Below are 19177 nucleotides of genomic sequence, written 5' to 3' on the forward strand. Positions count from 1 at the left end.
GCAGTTGCTGGTCTCGAACGGCAACGCGACGGCGGTGGTGGAGCGGCTGGAGAAGGAGGGGCTTGCGTCCCGCGCGCCCTCGGAGGGCGACCGGCGGGTGGTGCTGGCGGAACTGACCGACAAGGGGCGCGACGTGTTCGAGGCGCAGGCCACGGGCCACCGGGCCGAGGTCGACCGGCTGTTTTCGATGCTTGGACATGACGAACTGGATGCGCTGCGGGATATCCTGCACCGCGTAGAGGAGGCGAGCGATGGCCAAACTGGCTGACCTGAAACCGACGCATTTCGAATGGCGCGTGCGGGAGCGCGTGGCGCGGGTCCGCCTTGCACGGCCCGACCGCAAGAACCCCCTGACCTTCGACAGTTACGCCGAACTGCGCGACACGTTCCGGGCGCTGGTCTATGCCGAGGATGTGGACGTGGTGGTCTTTGCCTCGAACGAGGGGAATTTCTGTTCCGGCGGGGACGTGCATGACATCATCGGGCCGCTCACCCGGATGAACATGAAAGCGCTTCTGGCCTTCACCCGTATGACCGGGGACCTGGTCAAGGCCATGATCGGCTGTGGCAAGCCCATCATCGCTGCCGTCGATGGCGTGGCGGTAGGCGCGGGCGCGATCATCACCATGGCCTCCGACATGCGGCTGGCGACGCCGCAGGCCAAATGCGCCTTTCTCTTTACCCGCGTGGGGCTGGCGGGCTGCGACATGGGGGCCTGCGCGATGCTGCCCCGGATCATCGGCCAGGGCCGCGCGGCAGAGCTGCTCTATACCGGGCGCAGCATGAGCGCCGAGGAAGGGCTTGCCTGGGGCTACTGGAACACGTTGCATGACGCGGAGGTTCTGGAGGAAAAGGCGATGGAGCTGGCCGGACGGCTGGCGGCGGGGCCGGTCTTTGCCCACGGCATCACCAAGACGCAGCTCAACCAGGAATGGAACATGGGGCTCGACCAGGCGATCGAGGCCGAGGCGCAGGCGCAGGCCATTTGCATGCAGACGGCGGATTTCGAACGCGCCTACCGGGCGTTTGTCGCCAAGGAAAAGCCGGTCTTCGAGGGGGATTGATGGCAGACAGAAGCTTCCTCGACTGGCCGTTCTTCGCGCCGCATCACCGGGACCGGGCCGAGCGCCTGGATGCCTGGGCGGCCGGGGCCGTTTCGTCGGTAGATCATTCCAACACCGATGCGGCCTGCCGGGCGCTGGTCAAGGCGCTTGGCGCGGATGGCTGGCTGCACCCCACGGCAGCAGGCGAAGGCGAACGCTTCGACGTGCGCACCCTGTGCCTTTCCCGCGAAACGCTGGCGCGCCATGACGGGCTGGCCGATTTCGCCTTTGCCATGCAGGGGCTGGGGACCGGGGCGCTTTCGCTGTTCGGTTCGCCTGAGCAAAAGGCCGAGTGGCTGCCCCTGACGCGGACGGGCAAGGCGATTTCGGCCTTCGCCCTGACCGAACCGCAATCTGGCTCTGACGTGGCCAATTCCACCATGACGGCGGTGCAGGATGGCGACAGCTTCGTGCTGAACGGCGAAAAGACCTGGATTTCCAATGGTGGCATCGCGGATGTCTACACCGTCTTCGCGCGCACCGGGGAGGCGCCGGGCGCGCGGGGCCTGTCGGCCTTCGTGGCGCCTGCGGACACGCCGGGACTGGAGGTGGTGGAGCGGCTGGAGACCATCGCGCCGCATCCGCTGGCCCGCCTGCGCTTTGCCGATTGCCGGATTCCCGCCAATGCCCTGATCGGCGCGCCCGGTCAGGGCTTCAAGATCGCGATGTCGGTGCTCGATGTCTTCCGCTCGACCGTGGCCGCCGCCGCCCTAGGCTTCGCCCGCCGGGCGCTGGATGAAGCGCTGACCCGTGTGACCACGCGCCATGTGCAGGGGGCGCCGCTCTTCGATCTGCAACTGGTGCAGGGCCATATCGCGGATATGGCGGTCGACGTGGATGCCTCCGCGCTGCTGGTCTACCGGGCCGCCTGGGCCAAGGATGCGGGCGCGCCCCGGATCACGCGCGAAGCCGCGATGGCCAAGCTTTACTCGACCGACCGGGCGCAGCAGGTCATCGACCGGGCGGTGCAGCTTTTCGGCGGCGACGGGGTGAAATCGGGCGAAACGGTCGAGCGGCTTTACCGCGAGATCAGGGCGCTGCGAATCTACGAGGGCGCCTCGGACGTTCAGAAGGTCATCATCGCGCGCCAGGCGCTGGCGGCACATGAGGGAGGCTGACATGCTTGGACCCACGGCCCATACCGACACGTTTTCCCGCGATGGTCTGCCGCCGCGTGACCAGTGGCCCGATTTCCTGCTCGACGGTTTCGACTATCCCGATCACCTCAATGCCGGGGTCGAGCTGACCGATGCCATGGTGGCCAAGGGCTTTGGCGACCATACCGCGCTGATCGGCAATGGCCGCCGCCGCACCTACAAGGAGCTGACGGACTGGACCAACAGGCTCGCGCATGTGCTGGTCGAAGACCTGGGCGTGAAACCGGGCAACCGGGTGCTGATCCGATCCGCCAACAACCCGGCCATGGTGGCGGCCTGGCTTGCTGCAACCAAGGCGGGCGCGGTGGTGGTCAACACGATGCCGATGCTGCGGGCGGGCGAACTGACCAAGATCGTCGACATGGCCGAGGTGCAATTCGCGCTCTGCGACACGCGGCTGATGGAAGAGATGATCGCCTGCGCCAAGACCAGCGCCTTCCTGAAAACGGTGGTGGGCTTCGACGGCACCGCCAATCACGACGCAGAGCTTGACCGGCTGGCCCTCACCAAGCCCGTGCAGTTCGACAGCGTCCAGACCGGCCGGGACGATGTGGCGCTTCTGGGCTTCACCTCCGGCAGCACCGGTGAGCCCAAGGCCACGATGCATTTCCACCGCGACCTGCTGATCATCGCGGATGGCTACGCGCGCGAGGTGCTGCAGGTCACGCCCGAGGATGTGTTCGTGGGCTCCCCCCCGCTGGCCTTCACCTTCGGGCTTGGCGGGCTGGCGATTTTCCCGCTGCGTTTCGGGGCGGCCGCGACGCTTCTGGAAAATGCCTCGCCGCCCAACATGATCGAGATCATCCAGCAGTTCAAAGCGACCGTCTGCTTCACCGCCCCCACGGCCTACCGGGTCATGCTGCGGGCGATGGACGAGGGCGCGGACCTGTCGTCCCTGCGCGCGGCGGTCAGCGCGGGCGAGACCCTGCCCGCCCCTGTCTATGACGAGTGGATGGCGAAGACCGGCAAGCCGATGCTCGACGGGATCGGCGCGACGGAAATGCTGCATATCTTCGTCACCAACCGCTTCGACGATCATCGCCCCGCCTGCACGGGGCGCCCGGTGACGGGCTACGAGGCGAAGGTGGTCGATGACGACATGACCGAGGTGCCGCGCGGGCAGATCGGGCGGCTTGCGGTGCGCGGACCGACCGGGTGCCGCTACCTGCACGACGACCGGCAGGCGGGCTATGTGCGTGACGGCTGGAACATCACCGGCGACAGTTTCACCATGGATGCGGACGGCTACCTGCATTTCGCAGCGCGTAACGACGACATGATCGTGTCTGCGGGCTACAACATTGCCGGGCCAGAGGTGGAGGCGGCGCTGCTGTCCCACGCGGCCGTCGCCGAATGCGCTGTGGTGGGTGCCCCGGACGAGGCGCGCGGCCACATCGTCGAGGCGCATGTTGTTCTGGCCGAGGGGCATGAGGGCAATGCGGCGCTGATCGAGCTGTTGCAAAGCCATGTGAAAGCGCAGATTGCCCCTTACAAATATCCGCGCCGGGTCATCTTTGCGGCCTCGCTGCCGAAAACGGCGACGGGCAAGATTCAGCGCTATCTTTTGAAATCAAACCAATAAACCATCAAGTTGCCGGACGGAATCGGCACCAACCAGCAGAGGAGAGAACCATGGACGCAATTGCAGGAGTGACCCCGTCAGACGCAGGGCTGGACGGCACCAGCTGGAACGTTGTGGGCCACGTCTACACACCGAAACTTCACAGCGACAACGTAATGATCTGGCACGCGCAGATCCCGGCAGAGACCTTCGTGCCGCCGCATGTGCACCCTACCCAGGACGAGTGGATCTATGTGCTGGAAGGCGAGCTGGAGGTTGATTTCGGTTTCGAGGACGGCAATGTCACCGCCAACAAGGCGGGGCCGGGTGACATGGTGCGCATGCCGCGCGGTGTGGCACACGGGGTCTACAACCGCTCCGGCGCGGCAGCGACCTGCGTCTTTGGTGTGGCACCGTCCCGAAAGCTCTATGATCTGTTCTGCGCCCTTGATGGCGTCACTGACCCGGCGGAACTGGTGCGCCTTGCCGCACTGCACGAGGTGGATTTCCTGCCGCCTCCGGGTGAAGGCTGAGGATTAAAGAGATGGTGCAACGCAAGAATGTGGCCATCATCGGCGGCGGGGTCTCTGGCCTCGCTGCCGCCAAGGCCTTCGACGAACGTGGCCACCGCGTCACAGGATTCGAGCGCAGCCATGATTTCGGCGGGGTGTGGGAGTTGTCACGCAGCTACCCAGATGTGCAGACGCAATCCCCCAAGGACCTCTATTGCTATACCGACCACCCGATGCCGGACGATTATCCCGAATGGCCCAAGGGGCCGCAGGTTCATGCCTATCTGCACAGCTACGCCAACAAGCATGATCTGACCCGGCTCTTTCGCCTGAACACCGATATCAAGTCGATGGATCGGCGCACGGATGGCAAGCCCGGCTGGACCCTGACCATCGAAGAGGCGGGCCGCACCCGGACCGAGGATTTCGATTTCGTCGCGGTCTGCACTGGCCAGTTTTCCGACAAGAACATTATCACCCATCCCGGTCAGGACGCGTTTACAGCGCAGGGCGGCGAGGTGATCCACAGCTCGGAATATACGGACCCGAGCATGGTGAAAGGCAAGCGCGTGGTGGTTCTGGGCGGGTCCAAATCCGCAACAGACATCGCAGTGAATGCGGCCAAGAACGGCGCCTCACAGGTCACGATGGTCTATCGCGAAAACGTCTGGCGGGTGCCCTATTTCGTCGGCGGCATCAACTTCAAACGGCTGCTCTACATGCGCGCGCAGGAGATGCAGTTCAATTCCTGGGGCCGCAGCGCCGGGCAAAAGGCACTGGCGGCGATCACCAAGCCTCTGGTCTGGGCCAACTTTCGCGGGCTGGAGACACTGCTGAAGCTTCAACTTGGCCTGAAGAAATGGAACATGGTGCCGGATACGCCCATTGAGAAAGAGGCGTGCTGCAGCCTTCCCATTGTCACGCCGGGCCTGTTCGAAAGCTTCAAAGATGGCTCGGTCAAACCCATTCAGGGCACCTATGAGCGCTACGAAGGCGATCAGATTGTGCTGACCACCGGTGACAAGGTCGGCTGTGATCTGTCGGTTCTGGCCGTCGGCTGGAAACTGGGTGTGCCCTATCTGGCGCAGGAGTATCAGGACAAGCTGATCGAAGCCGATGGCCAGTACAGGGTCTATCGTCTGTCGGTGAACCCGGACCTGCCCGACATGGGCTTTGTCGGCTTCAACTCCAGCTTCTGCACGATCCTGTCTGCCGAGATGATTGCCAATTGGTTGGTGCGTTATGCCGACGGGCAACTTGCCCATCAGCCGACCGAGGTGGAGATGAATGCCAATATCGCTGAGATGCTGAACTGGAAACGCAACGAACGCCCGTCCGCGCAGGTATACGGCGGTCTTTGTTCTGCACCGTTCCACTTCAAGCATTTCGATGAGTTGCTGGCCGATATGGGGGCCACTACGCGCAAGAAAGGCAACCCGCTGGCTGAAACCTTCAGCTATCCAGATGCCTCTGCCTATGGGCGCTATCTGGCGTCCACCCCTCAGTATCAGGCGCAGTAACACCTGGTCGGGCGCCGTGCGTGCCCGACCCTGACCTCTTGGAGATGCAAGTTGCAAACCGTTTTCGTCCAGATCCGTTGCAAACCCGGCACCACCTATGACGTCGCCTTCGCCATCGTGCTGAAGGAAATCCACGCGGAACTCTATTCCACCAGCGGAGATTATGATCTTCTGGTCAAGCTCATCATTCCGAAGGGGGACGATATCGGCCGCTACATCAACGATGCCTTCCGCGACGTGGACGGGATCGAACGGACATTGACGACGCTGACCTTCAAGGCATTCTAGACGAGACAAAAAACCAACAGGGAGACTGACAGATGAAACTCAAGACACTCGCCCTTGCGGGCCTGATGGCCAGCGTGTCGGGCATGGCCCTGGCCGAGGATGTGCGCATCGGCATGATCACCACGCTGTCCGGCGGCGGCGCGGGGCTGGGCATCGACGTGCGCGACGGCTTCATGCTAGCGATCGCACAGGCTGGCCGCGACGACATCGAGATGATCATCGAGGATGACGAACGCGCGCCCGACCGGGCCGTGCAGCTGGCCGACCGCATGATCCAGTCCGACGAGGTGGACATCATGACCGGGATCATCTGGTCGAACCTTGCCATGGCGGTGATCCCGTCGGCCACCGCGCAGGGCGTGTTCTACCTGTCGCCCAATGCCGGCCCCTCGCAGCTGGCGGGCGCGGGCTGCCATGAAAACTACTTCAACGTGGCCTGGCAGAACGACAACCTTCACGAAGCCGCAGGCGCCTATGCCAATACCGCGGGCTATGCCAACAGCTTCATCCTGGCCCCCAACTACCCGGCGGGCCGCGACGCGCTGACCGGCTACCAGCGCATGTTCGAGGGCGATGTGGCCGCCGAGGTTTATACCCAGCTCGGCCAGACCGACTACGCCGCCGAGATCAGCCAGATCCGCAACTCGGGTGCCGACAGCGTCTATTTCTTCCTGCCCGGCGGCATGGGCATCGCCTTCGTGCGCCAATACGCTGAATCGGGCGTCGACATCCCGCTGATCGGCCCGGCCTTCAGCTTTGACCAGGGCATCCTGGGGGCCGTGGGCGAGGCCGCGCTCGGGGTGCACAACACCTCGCAGTGGAGCCACGACCTCGACAATCCGGCGAACGTGGCCTTCGTGGAGTCCTTCCAGGCCGAATATGGCCGCCTGCCCTCGCTCTACGCGAGCCAGGGCTTCGACACCGCGAACCTGATCCTCTCGGCAATGGAGGTCGCGCATCCCGATGATGCCGATGCCTTCCGTGCCGCGCTGGAAGCGGCCAATTTCGACAGCACCCGGGGCGACTTCGCCTTCGGGCCGAACCATCACCCGATCCAGGATATCTACGTCCGCGAAGTGGTGATGGAAGGCGACGTTCTGACCAATGTCATCGTCGGCACCGCGCTGGAAGACCACGCGGACGCCTACGCGGACCAGTGCCAGATGTAATGGCCTGACCGGCCGGGCCCGCCCTTGCGCGTGGCCCGGCCAGCAAAAGGATTTTCCATGTCGGCAGCGCTTGTGGTCGAGCAGCTTCTCAACGGGCTGCAATTCGGCGTGATGCTTTTCCTGATGGCGGCAGGCCTGACGCTGATCTTCGGCGTGATGGGCCTGATCAACCTCGCCCATGGCTCGCTTTACATGATCGGGGCCTTCGCGGCGGCGGGCGTCGCGGCCTGGACCGGGTCGTTCTGGCTGGCGCTGATGGCCGCGCTGATGGCGGCGGCGATCGTGGGGGCGCTGGTGGAGATGCTGGTGATCCGAAGGCTTTACGACCGCGACCACCTGGACCAGGTGCTGGCCACCTTTGCGCTTATCCTGATCTTCTCGGAAGGCACGCGCTTCTTCTTCGGCTCGCTGCCGCTTTACCTCGATACGCCCGACCTGCTGTCGGGGCCGACCACGCTGCCGGGCGGGATCGAGTATTCGAAATACCGGCTTTTCATCATCGCGGTGGGGCTTGCCGTCGGGGCGGGTCTTTTCTGGCTGATCGCGCGCACCCGGATCGGGATCCAGATCCGCGCGGGCGAGGCAGACCGCGAGATGATCGCCGCCCTGGGCGTCGATATCCGCAAGCTCTACACCATGGTCTTCGCCCTCGGCGCGGCGCTGGCGGGGCTTGCGGGGGCGATGATCGGCCCGATCCAGTCGGTCGAGGTGGGCATGGGCGAGCCCGTGCTGATCCTCGCATTCGTGGTGATCGTGATCGGCGGCATCGGATCCATCAAGGGCGCCTTCATCGGCGCCCTTCTGGTGGGGCTCACCGATACGCTCGGCCGGATCATGCTGCCGCAGCTTTTCGGCATCTTCATGGATGCCAGCAGCGCCACGACCGTGGGCGCATCGCTGGCCTCGATGTCGATCTACATCCTGATGGCGGGCATCCTGCTGTTCAGACCTTCGGGGCTCTTCGGAGGACAGGCGTGATGCGGCGCGAAACCATCCTGAATCTGGCCGTTCCCGGCCTGCTGCTGGCCACGGCGCTGATCGCGCAGGCGATGGGCGAGACCTATATCATCACGCTGGCCACGCGCGCCGCGATCCTCGCGCTGGCGGGGGTGGGGCTCAACATCGCGCTTGGACTGGGCGGGCTGGTCAGCCTGGGCCATGCAGCCTTTTTCGGACTGGGCGGCTACGCCATGGGCATTCTTGCCTTCCACGCGCAGAACTACATGCCGATCTGGGGCGTGATCGAGGGCACCAAGTCGATGCCGGTGATCTGGCTGGTGGCCCTGGTCGCCTCGGGGCTGGCGGCGCTGGTCATCGGCGCGCTCAGCCTGCGCACGACGGGCGTCTACTTCATCATGATCACGCTCGCCTTCGGCCAGATGCTGTTCTATTTCGCGATTTCCTGGCCGACCTATGGCGGCGAGGACGGCATGTCGATCTACCTGCGCAACGACTTTCCCGGCGTGAACACGCTGGTGCCGATGAATTTCTTCCTGATCTGCTTCGCGGTCCTGGTGGTGGTGCTGGTGCTGGCCGACCGGCTGGGAAAATCGGCCTTTGGCCTGGCCTTGCAGGCCAGCCGGCAGAACGTGGCGCGGGTCGAGGCGGTGGGGCTGGCCCCCTACAGGCTGCGCCTGATCGCCTTCACCATCTCGGGGGCGATCACCGGGCTGTCGGGGGCGCTTTTTGCCGACCTCAACCGCTTCGTGAGCCCCTCGATGCTGAGCTGGCACATGTCGGGCGAGATCATGATCCTGGTCATCCTCGGCGGCATCGCGCGCCTGTCGGGCCCCGTGGCCGGGGCGATGCTGTTCATCGCGCTGGAATACGTGCTCGAGGATGTGAGCCATTACTGGCATGTCTATCTGGGTGCGATCCTTCTGGGCGTGGTGCTGTTCGCGCGCGGCGGGGTTATCGGCCTCATCGCCGGGCGGGAGGTGGCCCATGACTGAGCCGCTGCTGCAAACTCGCGCGATCTGCAAGAGCTTCGGGGCGCTGCAAGCCTCGAAGGATGTGACGCTGGACCTCCGGCCCGGTGAAATTCACGCTCTGATCGGCCCCAACGGGGCGGGGAAATCGACCCTCATCGCGCAGATTTCGGGCGCGCTCAGCCCCGACAGCGGGCAGGTGATCTTCGATGGCCGCGATGTGACCGCCCTGTCGACCACGGCGCGCGCGCGGGCGGGCCTTGGCCGGACCTTCCAGATCTCGGCCCTGCCGATGGAATTCACCGTGTTGCAGAACGTGGTGCTGGGGGCGCTCGGCCAGCGCGGCCGCGCCTTCCGCTTCTTCGGCAACGTGATGCGCGACAAGGCCCTGCTGGCGCGCGCCGAAGATGCGCTGGAACAGGTGGGGCTAGCCGAGTTCCGCAGCTTCGTCACCGCCGAGCTGTCGCATGGCCAGCGCCGCCAGCTGGAGGTTGCCGTGGCGCTGACGCTGAGCCCCAAGGCCTTCCTGATGGATGAGCCGATGGCGGGGCTTGGCGCGGAAGGCTCGCACCGGCTGACCGGGTTCCTCGACGGTCTGCGCAGCCGCGCGCCGATCCTCCTTGTGGAACATGACATGGACGCGGTCTTTGCGCTGGCCGACCGGATCAGCGTGCTGGTCTATGGCGAGATCATCGCCACCGGCACCGCCGACGAGATCAAGGCCGACCCGCGTGTGCGCGAAGCCTACCTGGGCGAGGAGGACGCGGCATGAGCCTGCTGAAACTCTCGCATGTCTCGGCGTTCTACGGGGCCAGCCAGGCGCTCTTCGACGTGCATCTGGATCTGGCCGAGGGCGAGGTTCTGGCGCTGATGGGGCGCAATGGCATGGGCAAGTCCACGACCGTGAAGGTGATCTGCCGGCTGATGAAGAACCGCGGCGGATCGGTGATGTTCGACGGGCGCGACCTGGGGTCGGTGCCGGCCCACAAGGCGGCGCGCGCGGGGATCGGGCTGGTGCCCGAGGGGCGGCGCTGTTTCGCGCCGCTGACCGTGCAGGAAAACCTGATCGCGGCGGCGCGCCCCGGGCATTGGGACCTGCCGCGCGTGTTCGAGCTGTTCCCGCGCCTTGGCGAGCGGCAGGGTCAGGTCGCCTCGTCACTGTCGGGGGGCGAACAGCAGATGCTGGCCATTGGCCGGGCGCTGATGACCAACCCCCGCCTGCTGATCCTCGATGAAGCGACCGAAGGCCTCGCTCCCGTCATCCGGCAGGAAATCTGGGCGGCGATCCTGCGCCTGAAGGCGGAAACCGGGCTCTCGATCCTTGTCATCGACAAATCGCTGAGAGAGCTGGGCAGCGTCGCCGACAAGGGCGTGATCATCGAAAAGGGCGTGTCGGTCTGGTCGGGGGCCTTCAGCGCGCTCGACCGGGACACCACCGACCGCTACCTGGGGGTGTAGGCAATGGCGTTTCTCCATCCGCAGGCGGTTCTGTTCCGCCATTGCGATCCGGCGGGGATCGTCTTTTACCCGCGCTATTTCGAGATGCTGAACGACTGTGTCGAGGCCTTCTTCGACACCGAGCTCGGCCTGCCCTTTGCCGAGTTGCACAAGGCGGGCGGCGTGCCCACGGCGCAGCTTTCGACCACCTTTCACCAGCCGAGCCGCCATGGTGACGCGCTTGTCATCGCGCTTTCGGTCACCCGCGTGGGGCGAAGCTCGCTCGACCTGGCCTATCGCGTGACCTGTGACGGCGCCCCCCGGCTGACCGCGACGGGGACGCTTGTGCTGGTCGATGCCACGGGCAGCCCGTCCCCCTGGCCCGACGCGGTGCGCCAATCCCTACTGGACCGAGAGGAGACCCCGGCCCATGACACATAAACCCATCCAGCCCGCAGACTGGCCCGAACCCAAGGGCTATGCGAACGGTATCCTGGCCACGAACGGCACGCTCTACGTGGGCGGGCAGATCGGCTGGGACGAAACCGGACGCTTCGCGCCCGGGGGCTTCATCGGCCAGATGGAACAGGCCCTGAAGAACATCCGCGCGGTGGTCGAGGCCGCGGGTGGCACGCCAGAGGATATCGTGCGGCTCACGTGGTACGTGACCGACAAGCGCGACTACATGGACAACCAGCGCGCCGTGGGCGAGGTCTATCGCCGCGTGCTGGGGCGACACTTCCCGGCGATGGCGATGGTCGTAGTGGCGGGGCTGGTCGAGGACGAGGCGGTCGTGGAAATCGAGGCAACGGCGGTGATCGGCTAGGCGTCCCGCTGGCGGGACGCCGGACGCGATGGCCCATCGCGTTTCGACGCGGTTTCTTCGAAACCGCTTGATCAAGACGGGCTGACCCGTCTTGCATGGACCCATGCGGATCCTGAGCTTCAACATCCAGAACCTGCGCCTGAGGCGCGCGCATGGAAAGGCCCGCCTTGACGGTGCGCGCGACCGCGACGAAGCCGACGAGGCCCCTGCGCTCGACCCCGCCGACCGCCGCCTTGCCGCCGCCCTTCTGGCCGGGGCCGATGCCGGGCTTATGCTGTTACAGGAGGTCTTCGACGAAGACACGCTTTCCTGGTTCAACGACCAACTCCTGCCAGCGGCGGGCCTTGCGCCCTACCCCCATGCCCATTGCCTGCCCGGCAATGACGGGCGCGGGCTGGACCTGGCGGTGCTTTCGCGCGGGCCGGTGCGGCTGACCTCGCACGCGCACGTCACCCCCGCGGAGCTCGGGCTTGTCTCCGACGCGCCCGACCTGCCGCTCTTCCGGCGCGACTGCCTGATGGTGGAGGCCGGGCCGCTCACCGTCTTCACCTGCCATTTCAAGGCCCCCTACCCCGACCCGGCCCAGGCCTGGCCGGTCCGGCGGCTGGAGGCCGAGGCGACCCGTGCGCTTATCGCGCGGCGTTTTCCCGACCCTTCGCAGGCGCTGTGGCTGGTGGCGGGCGACCTGAACGAACCGTTCGAGCCAAGCGGGCCAAGCGCCATCGAGCCGCTTCTGCCCCCGTTCAGCGCCGACCTGATGGAGCGCCTTCCAGAGCCGGATCGCTGGACCTATTTCGACGTCCACTCGGAAAGCTATAGCCAGCCCGATGCGCTTCTGGCTTCGCCCGCGCTGGCCGCGCGCTGGCCGGATGCCTGCCCGCGCGTTCTGCGCGCTGGACTGGGCTACGAGGCCACGCGCCACCGCGGCGAACACCTGCCCGGTGTGGGCCGTCACCGGCCGCATGCCTCGGATCACGCGGCGCTGCTCTTGGATCTGCCCGGCATCTGAGCCCCCGGGAAACGAAAAACGGCGCATCACTGCGCCGTTTTCCAGATCGGATCTGAGAGGGTCCGTCAGTCCGCCCATTTCCAGGGCCGGGTGAATTCACCCAGCACGTCGCCCACCTTGGCCTCGTCCACCTCGCCGGTCTTGCGCAGGCAGGCCACGAGACCGAGCTTCTTGCTCTCGATCACTTCGGCCACTTCGGCAGCCAGGTCGGCTTCTTTCAACGCAGCATTATAGATGCGCGTGATCGCCTTCTTGCGCAGGGCGGGCTTGAAGACCTTGCCCACGGCGGTCTTGGGCAGTTCGTCCATGATCTCGATATGCTTGGGCCGGGCCGCGCGTTCGTGAACATGCTCGTCACAATGGGCCTGAAGTTCCTTGATCGAGACCTCGGCCCCGCCGACCAGTTCGACATAGACGCAAGGCAGTTCGCCGGCGAAGGCATCGGGCTGGCCGATGGCGCCCGACATGGCCACGGCAGGATGGCTGGCAAGGGCCTCTTCGATCTCGGCGGGGTCGATATTGTGACCGCCGCGAATGATCAGGTCCTTGGCGCGGCCCGTGATCCACAGGTAGCCATCGGCGTCGATACGGCCCAGGTCGCCAGTGCGCAGGTAGATGTCATCGGCAAAGAGATCGATGTTCTTGTCGCTCTCGGTATAGGTGGAGCCCGCGTAGACGCCGGGGTTATAGAGGCAGATCTCGCCCACCTCGTCGACGCCGCAGCTTTCCACCCCGTCCGCGGTATGGCGCAGGATGCGCACCTCGGTATGGGGGAAGGGCACGCCGACGGAACCGATCTTCTTCTCGCCATCGACCGGGTTGCAGCTGACCAGACAAGTGGCCTCGGTCAGGCCGTAGCCCTCGACCAGCGTGACGCCGGTGGCCTTCTCGAAACGCTTGAATAGCTCCACCGGCAGCGGGGACGAGCCCGAGAAGGCGGTCTTCACGGTCGAGATATCGGCATTCACCGGGCGCTGCATCATCGCGGCGATGGCCGTGGGAACGGTGATGATGAAGCTGATCTTCCAGCGTTCCACCAGCTTCCAGAAATTGTCGAACACGCCCTCGCCCCGGTAGCCCTGCGGCGTCGGGAAGACCACATGCGCGCCCGAGGCAATGGCCGCCATCAGGATCACGTGGCAGGCAAAGACGTGGAACAGCGGCAGCGGACACATGATGTTGTCCTCTTCCGAGAACAGAAGCGTGTGCCCGAGCCAGCCATTGTAGATCAGCCCCGAATACTTGTGCTGCGCCACCTTCGGCATGCCGGTGGTGCCACCGGTATGGAAATAGGCGGCGACGCGGTCTTCCTTGGCATCCTCGAAGGTCAGCCGATCGGCGGGCTGCTTGGCGATCTCGGCATTGAAGTCGATGATCTTGGCATGGTGGTTGGAGGGGTTCTTGGGCCGGATGAGCGGCACGATGAGCTTTTTCAGCCCCGTGAGGTAGCGCAGCAGATCGACCTCGATCACATGCTTGACGTTGGGCGCGTGGCCCACGGCCTCGGCCACTTTCTGGGCCACATCCGTCTTGGGGAACGCCTTGACCGTCACCACCGCCTTGGCCCCGGTTTCGCGCAGGATGGCGCTGATCTGCTCGGGTTCCAGGAGCGGGTTGATCGGGTTTGCGATGCCCGCAACGCAGCCGCCCAGAAGGGTCAGCACCGTTTCGTTGCAGTTGGGCAGGACATAGGCCACAGAATCCGTCTCGGTGATGCCGAGCGAACGGAACAGGTTCGCCGTCTGCGTGACCTTGCCGTGAAGTTGCGACCAGGTCAGCGTTTCGGCCTTGTCGCCCTCGCCCGAGAACAACTGGTAGGACACCGCGTTGTGGTTCGGGAATTTGTTCTTGGTATTCGTCAGAAGCTCATAGAGCGTGGTGGCCGGCTGGCTCTCGGGCCATGGCAATTCCTGCTCGATAGCCTTCACATCCGCGAGGTTCGCAAACCGCGTCATTCAAGTTCCTCCCCTTTTATCCCTTTTTAGCCCGTCACCCCCGAAGGGGCGCGGGCCGGTCTTTTCTTCTTCAGGATGTGGGTAAAGCGGGCCACAAAGCAAGGGTAACCCAACGAAAGGCGTCAGAGTTACTCCGCCGCGAGCCCTTCGGTGAACTGAAGCCGCGCGAGCCGGGCATAAAGCCCGTCGCCTTCGACCAGTTCTTCATGAGTGCCCTCGGCAACGATGCGGCCATCCTCGAAGACAACGATCCGGTCAGCCTTTTTCACCGTGGCCAGCCGGTGCGCGACGATGAGCGTTGTGCGGTCGGCAGACAGCTCGGCCACCGCCTTTTGCACGGCAAGCTCGCTTTCTGCATCGAGCGCGCTGGTCGCCTCGTCGAGCAGCAAAACCGGTGCGTCGCGCAGGATCGCGCGGGCAATGGCGATGCGCTGTTTCTGCCCGCCCGACAGCATGATGCCGCGTTCGCCGACATAGGTCTCGTAGCCCTCGGGAAGGGCGCTGAGGAAATCGTGGGCGGCGGCGGCACGTGCCGCGGCCTCGACCTCGGCATCGGTGGCCTCGGGGCGTCCAAAGCGGATGTTTTCGCGCGCAGAGGCGGCGAAGATCACCGGATCCTGCGGCACCAGCGCCATGGCGTGACGGAAGGTGGCGCGATCCATCTCGCGCAGGTCCACACCGTCGAAGGTCACGCGCCCCGAGATCGGGTCGTAGAAGCGCAGAAGCAGCTGGAAGATCGTCGACTTGCCCGCGCCCGATGGCCCGACAAGCGCCACGGTTTCCCCGGGTCTGATGGTCAGGGTGATCCCGTCAAGCGCCTGCTGATCGGGCCGCGTGGGATAGTGGAAGCGCACGTCTTCGAAGGCAATCGCGCCCCGGCCCGCCTGCGGCAGGGCTCGGCCCTGGTCGGGATCGGCGACGGTGTCGCGCCCGGTCAGCAGTTCCACGAGCCGTTCTGTCGCGCCCGCGGCGCGCTGCAACTCGCCCCAGATTTCCGACAGGGCGCCGACGGCACCTGCGGTCATGATCGCGTAGATCAGGAACTGGATCAGTTCGCCGATCGACATGCCGCCCCCGCGCACGTCGCGCGCCCCGATCCACAGCACGCCGACAACGCCCGAGAAGATCAGCAGGATCACGATCACCGTCATCACGGCCCGGGTGCGGATGCGGGTCTTGGCGGCATCGAAGCTGGCTTCGGTCACCCGGCCGAATTCACCCGCCGTGGCCCCTTCGTTGGTGAAGGCCTGAACGGTCTGCACCGACAAAAGCGCCTCGGACGCCTTGCCGGAGCTTTCCGCGATCCAGTCCTGGTTCTTGCGGCTGAGCGCGCGCAGGCGGCGGCCCAGAACGACGATGGGCACGATCACCACCGGCACGATCAGGAGAACCAGCCCGGTCAGCTTGGGCGAGGAATAGAGCATCATCCCAAGCCCGCCGAGGAAGATCAGCGCGTTGCGAAGCGCGATCGAGATCGAGGAGCCGATGACAGACAGGATCAGCGTGGTGTCGGTGGTGATGCGCGAGAGAACCTCGCCGGTCATGATCCGCTCGAAGAAGGCGGGGCTCATGGTGATCATGCGGTCGAACACGGCTTTGCGGATATCGGCGATGACCCGCTCGCCAAGCCGCGTCACCATGTAGTAGCGCAGCCCCGTGCCGATGGCGAGGAGCCCGGCAAGCCCGAGGGCCGCGACGAAATATTTGTCGAGAAGGGTCACGGCCTCGGTCTCGAACCCGTCCACCACCCGGCGCACGGCCAGCGGGATGGTCAGAGACACGGCGGCGGTCAGAACCAGGGCGGTCAACGCGCCCGCCATGAGCCAGCGATAGGGCAGCATGAAGGGCAGAAGTGCCCGGAGCGAGCCGATGCGGCGGGATTTCTCTCGCTCTTGCTCGGTGCTCATCGGCTGCGGCTGGCTGGGGCTGTCGGCCATGGTCGGGTCCGGTCCTGTTTCGCTTGATCCGGGATAGACCGCCCCCGCCCCCGGCACAAGGCCCCGGCCATGGATCAAATGGGCGCGGGGCGGGAGGGATGGGGTCGGCACGCCCATGGCGCGCCGACCCGCGCGATCCGTGGCGGATCGCGGATCATTTTCCGCCGCGGAAAATGCCCGGGGGCGCTGCCCCCGGACCCCCGGGATATCTTGTGAACAATGAAGGGGTCTGTCAGCCGCCCCTGCGAGACGCAAGGCCCTGCAGCGCGCTGGAGATCACGAAGAGAATCGCGGCAAGGCAGACGATCGAGGGGCCTGTGGGCGTGTCCCAGGCAAGCGAGGCCTGCAACCCGCCGATCACCGACAGGATCCCGATCAGCGCTGCTGCCAGGGCCATGCGCTCCGGGGTCGAGGCGAAGGGGCGCGCGGTCGCCGCCGGGACGATCAGCATTGCGGCGATCAGGAGCACGCCCACCACCTTGATGGCCACGGCCACGACAAGTGCCAGGGCAAGCGTCAGGACCAGTTGCTCGCGCCTTGGGTCGATCCCGGCGGCATGGGCGAGGTCCGGGTTGATGGTGGCCGTCAGAAGTGCCGACCAGCGCCACCACAAGAGCCCCAGCACCAGCACCGCACCGCCCCAGATCACGGCCAGGTCGCCCCTGCCAACGGCCAGGATGTCCCCGAAGAGATAGCCCATCAGGTCGACCCGCACGCCCGACAGGAATGACACCGCGACAAGGCCGAAGGCCAGCGCGGAATGCGCCAGCACACCCAGGAGCGTATCCATCGCGTAGCCCCGGTTCGACAAGGTGGACACCGTGAAGGCCATGAGCAGCGAGACCACCAGAACGCCCCCAAAAACCGAGGTTTCGAAAGCCAGGGCCAACGCCACGCCGAGGATCGCCGCATGTGCCGTGGCGTCGCCGAAATAGGCCATGCGGCGCCAGACCACGAAACAGCCAAGCGGCGCGGCGGCCAGCACGAGGCCGATCCCGGCCAGGGCGGCACGGATCAGGAAATCGTCGAGCACCGTCATCATTCAGCAGCCTCGTGCGGATGGTCGTGGTCGTGATCGTGCCCGTGGTCATGGCTGTGGTGGTGCTCGTGCCGGTAGAGCGCAAGCGCCCCGCCGGTGCCGGTGCCAAACAGCGCCCGGTATTCGGGGGCGGAGGCGACATGCTCGGGCTCGCCCTGGCAGCAGATATGGCCATTGAGGCAGATCACCCGGTCCGAGGCTGCCATCACGACGTGCAGCTCGTGGCTGACCATCAGCACCGCGCAGCCATGCGCCGCGCGCACATCGGCAATCTTCTGGTAGAAGGCGGCCGAGCCCGGCTGGTCGAGCCCCTGCGTCGCCTCGTCGAGGATCAGAAGCTGCGGGTCCGACAGCAGGGCGCGCGCGAGCAGCACGCGCTGGAACTGCCCGCCCGAGAGGCCCGCCATCTGCCGGGTCATCAGCGCCCCTGCCCCGGCCTCGTCCAGGGCTGCCGCCGCGGCGGCGTCGTTGACCCGCACGGGCAGGTCGAGAAAGCGGCGCACGGTCATCGGCAGGGTCGGGTCGATGTGCAGTTTCTGTGGCACGTAGCCGATGCGCAGACCCTTGCCGCGCAGGACCTTGCCCGCGTCGGGGGGCACCGCGCCGATAATGGCGCGCAGAAGCGTCGATTTGCCCGAACCATTGGGCCCGACGATGGTGACGATCTCGCCCGCGTCGATATCGAAATCGACATGGTGCAGGACCGTGTGCCCGCCCAGTTGAACATTGAGGCCAGTGACGGTCACGAGGCTCATGCCGCGCCCTTTGCCTGGCAATTGGGGCAGATGCCCTCGGCCTCGGTCACGGTGCGCTCGATCAGGAACCCCGACTGCGCCGCGACGCGGCCAAGGTTGCCCTGACCGGGATCGGCCACGCCTTCGGCGACCGCGTTGCAGATGCGGCAGATCAGGATCACCGGGGCGTGGTTTTCGCCTGGATGTGAGCAGGCGGTAAAGGCGTTCAGGCGCTCGATCTTGTGCGCGAAGCCATGTGCCGTCAGGAAATCGAGCGCACGGTAGGCGACCGGAGGCTGCGAGCCATGACCATCCTCGCGCAACCTGTCGAGGATCTCGTAGGCGCCAAGCGCGCGGTGCTCTTCGAGCAGGATTTCCAGCACCCGCCGGCGGACCGGGGTGAATTTCAGACCTTGATCGGCACAATAGGCCTCGACGGCCTCCAGCCCGCCGGAGCGGCAGGCGGAGTGGTCGTGTCGGTCGAATCCGATGGTGTCGGTCATGAATCGATCCCGGTGGCAGATCGGGGGTTGATACGTGATGTTATCACGTATATCAAGCGGGGTAATGTTATAAAGTAACATCCGGAGTCATCATGCTGCGCCTGTCTGTTTTTTCAACTCTCCTGCTGTCATCCGCTGCCCTGGCGGATGTGCCCGAAGTGGTCACAGATATTGCCCCGATTCATGGGCTTGTGGCGCGGGTGATGGGCGAGCTTGGAGCGCCCGAGCTGCTGGTGGAACCCGGTGCCTCGCCGCATGGATACGCGCTGCGCCCCTCGCAGGTGGCGGGGCTGCAACGGGCGGACCTGGTCGTCATGATGGGTCATGAGCTGACACCCTGGCTGGAAGGCCCGGTCGCTCAGCTTGCGGCAGGGGCCGTGGTGATGGAGCTTCTGGACACTCAAGGCACGATGGTGCTCAGCGCCCGGGAAGAGGCTGCCTTCGAGCCAGACGATCACCATGAGCATGATCACGATCACGCGCATGAAGGCGCGGATCC

At 65.5% G+C, this 19177-nt stretch carries 21 protein-coding genes; 16 read left to right on the plus strand and 5 right to left on the minus strand.

What is annotated here, in order from left to right; translation table 11 throughout:
- The 15 genes from ACEQXV_RS01390 to ACEQXV_RS01460 all read left to right on the plus strand — a co-directional run.
- Positions 1-268: MarR family winged helix-turn-helix transcriptional regulator (locus ACEQXV_RS01390; protein WP_370267526.1), on the plus strand; the 268-nt coding region annotated here is incomplete at its 5' end.
- Positions 252-1064, plus strand: a complete 813-nt coding sequence (locus ACEQXV_RS01395) for an enoyl-CoA hydratase family protein (RefSeq protein ID WP_370267528.1) — start codon at positions 252-254, stop codon at positions 1062-1064. The genes ACEQXV_RS01390 and ACEQXV_RS01395, both read left to right, overlap by 17 nt.
- Complete coding sequence (locus tag ACEQXV_RS01400) at positions 1064-2221, plus strand: acyl-CoA dehydrogenase family protein (RefSeq protein WP_370267530.1); 1158 nt, start codon at positions 1064-1066, stop codon at positions 2219-2221. The genes ACEQXV_RS01395 and ACEQXV_RS01400 overlap by 1 nt, the downstream gene beginning before the upstream one ends.
- Before the next feature lies 1 nt (position 2222).
- Complete coding sequence (locus ACEQXV_RS01405; protein WP_370267531.1) at positions 2223-3842, plus strand: AMP-binding protein; 1620 nt, start codon at positions 2223-2225, stop codon at positions 3840-3842.
- Positions 3843-3892: 50 nt separating this feature from the next.
- Positions 3893-4354, plus strand: a complete 462-nt coding sequence (locus ACEQXV_RS01410; RefSeq protein ID WP_370251886.1) for a cupin domain-containing protein — start codon at positions 3893-3895, stop codon at positions 4352-4354.
- Positions 4355-4365: 11 nt separating this feature from the next.
- On the plus strand, positions 4366-5853 hold the full coding sequence (locus ACEQXV_RS01415; protein WP_370251887.1) for a flavin-containing monooxygenase: 1488 nt from the start codon (positions 4366-4368) through the stop codon (positions 5851-5853).
- 51 nt (positions 5854-5904) lie between these two features.
- Entirely contained in the window at positions 5905-6141 is a 237-nt protein-coding gene (locus tag ACEQXV_RS01420) for an Lrp/AsnC ligand binding domain-containing protein (protein ID WP_370251888.1), read from the plus strand.
- A 32-nt stretch (positions 6142-6173) separates the two neighbouring features.
- Positions 6174-7310 (plus strand): ABC transporter substrate-binding protein, encoded by a 1137-nt coding sequence (locus ACEQXV_RS01425; protein ID WP_370251890.1) that lies wholly within the window; start codon positions 6174-6176, stop codon positions 7308-7310.
- 57 nt (positions 7311-7367) lie between these two features.
- Complete coding sequence (locus tag ACEQXV_RS01430; protein WP_370251891.1) at positions 7368-8288, plus strand: branched-chain amino acid ABC transporter permease; 921 nt, start codon at positions 7368-7370, stop codon at positions 8286-8288.
- Entirely contained in the window at positions 8288-9262 is a 975-nt protein-coding gene (locus ACEQXV_RS01435; RefSeq protein WP_370267532.1) for a branched-chain amino acid ABC transporter permease, read from the plus strand. The genes ACEQXV_RS01430 and ACEQXV_RS01435 overlap by 1 nt, the downstream gene beginning before the upstream one ends.
- Positions 9255-10010, plus strand: coding sequence for an ABC transporter ATP-binding protein (locus ACEQXV_RS01440; protein ID WP_370267534.1), 756 nt, complete (start codon positions 9255-9257; stop codon positions 10008-10010). The genes ACEQXV_RS01435 and ACEQXV_RS01440 overlap by 8 nt, the downstream gene beginning before the upstream one ends.
- Positions 10007-10696, plus strand: a complete 690-nt coding sequence (locus ACEQXV_RS01445) for an ABC transporter ATP-binding protein (protein ID WP_370267536.1) — start codon at positions 10007-10009, stop codon at positions 10694-10696. The genes ACEQXV_RS01440 and ACEQXV_RS01445 overlap by 4 nt, the downstream gene beginning before the upstream one ends.
- Before the next feature lie 3 nt (positions 10697-10699).
- On the plus strand, positions 10700-11116 hold the full coding sequence (locus tag ACEQXV_RS01450) for an acyl-CoA thioesterase (RefSeq protein ID WP_370267538.1): 417 nt from the start codon (positions 10700-10702) through the stop codon (positions 11114-11116).
- Entirely contained in the window at positions 11106-11501 is a 396-nt protein-coding gene (locus tag ACEQXV_RS01455; RefSeq protein ID WP_370267541.1) for a RidA family protein, read from the plus strand. Before ACEQXV_RS01450 ends, ACEQXV_RS01455 begins: the two co-directional genes overlap by 11 nt.
- 103 nt (positions 11502-11604) lie before the next feature.
- A complete protein-coding gene (locus tag ACEQXV_RS01460) occupies positions 11605-12510 on the plus strand; it encodes an endonuclease/exonuclease/phosphatase family protein (RefSeq protein ID WP_370267543.1) in 906 nt (301 codons plus the stop codon).
- Positions 12511-12575: 65 nt separating this feature from the next.
- Here ACEQXV_RS01460 and ACEQXV_RS01465 read toward each other — a convergent pair whose 3' ends face one another.
- The 5 genes from ACEQXV_RS01465 to ACEQXV_RS01485 all read right to left on the minus strand — a co-directional run bounded on the left by ACEQXV_RS01465 (position 12576) and on the right by ACEQXV_RS01485 (position 18678).
- Positions 12576-14465, minus strand: a complete 1890-nt coding sequence (locus ACEQXV_RS01465; RefSeq protein ID WP_370267545.1) for an acyl-CoA synthetase — start codon at positions 14463-14465, stop codon at positions 12576-12578.
- Positions 14466-14593: 128 nt separating this feature from the next.
- Positions 14594-16402, minus strand: coding sequence for an ABC transporter transmembrane domain-containing protein (locus ACEQXV_RS01470; RefSeq protein WP_370253602.1), 1809 nt, complete (start codon positions 16400-16402; stop codon positions 14594-14596).
- A gap of 232 nt (positions 16403-16634) precedes the next feature.
- Entirely contained in the window at positions 16635-17441 is an 807-nt protein-coding gene (locus tag ACEQXV_RS01475) for a metal ABC transporter permease (protein WP_370253826.1), read from the minus strand.
- Entirely contained in the window at positions 17441-18196 is a 756-nt protein-coding gene (locus tag ACEQXV_RS01480; RefSeq protein WP_370253808.1) for an ATP-binding cassette domain-containing protein, read from the minus strand. The genes ACEQXV_RS01475 and ACEQXV_RS01480 overlap by 1 nt, the downstream gene beginning before the upstream one ends.
- Complete coding sequence (locus ACEQXV_RS01485) at positions 18193-18678, minus strand: Fur family transcriptional regulator (protein WP_370253809.1); 486 nt, start codon at positions 18676-18678, stop codon at positions 18193-18195. The genes ACEQXV_RS01480 and ACEQXV_RS01485 overlap by 4 nt, the downstream gene beginning before the upstream one ends.
- Positions 18679-18770: 92 nt before the next feature.
- On the opposite strand from ACEQXV_RS01485, the gene ACEQXV_RS01490 reads away from it, so the two are divergent.
- Positions 18771-19177: metal ABC transporter solute-binding protein, Zn/Mn family (locus ACEQXV_RS01490; protein WP_370267548.1), on the plus strand; the 407-nt coding region annotated here is incomplete at its 3' end.

Source organism: Nioella sp. (assembly GCF_964229645.1).
In the GTDB taxonomy this organism is placed as follows: Bacteria; Pseudomonadota; Alphaproteobacteria; order Rhodobacterales; family Rhodobacteraceae; genus Nioella.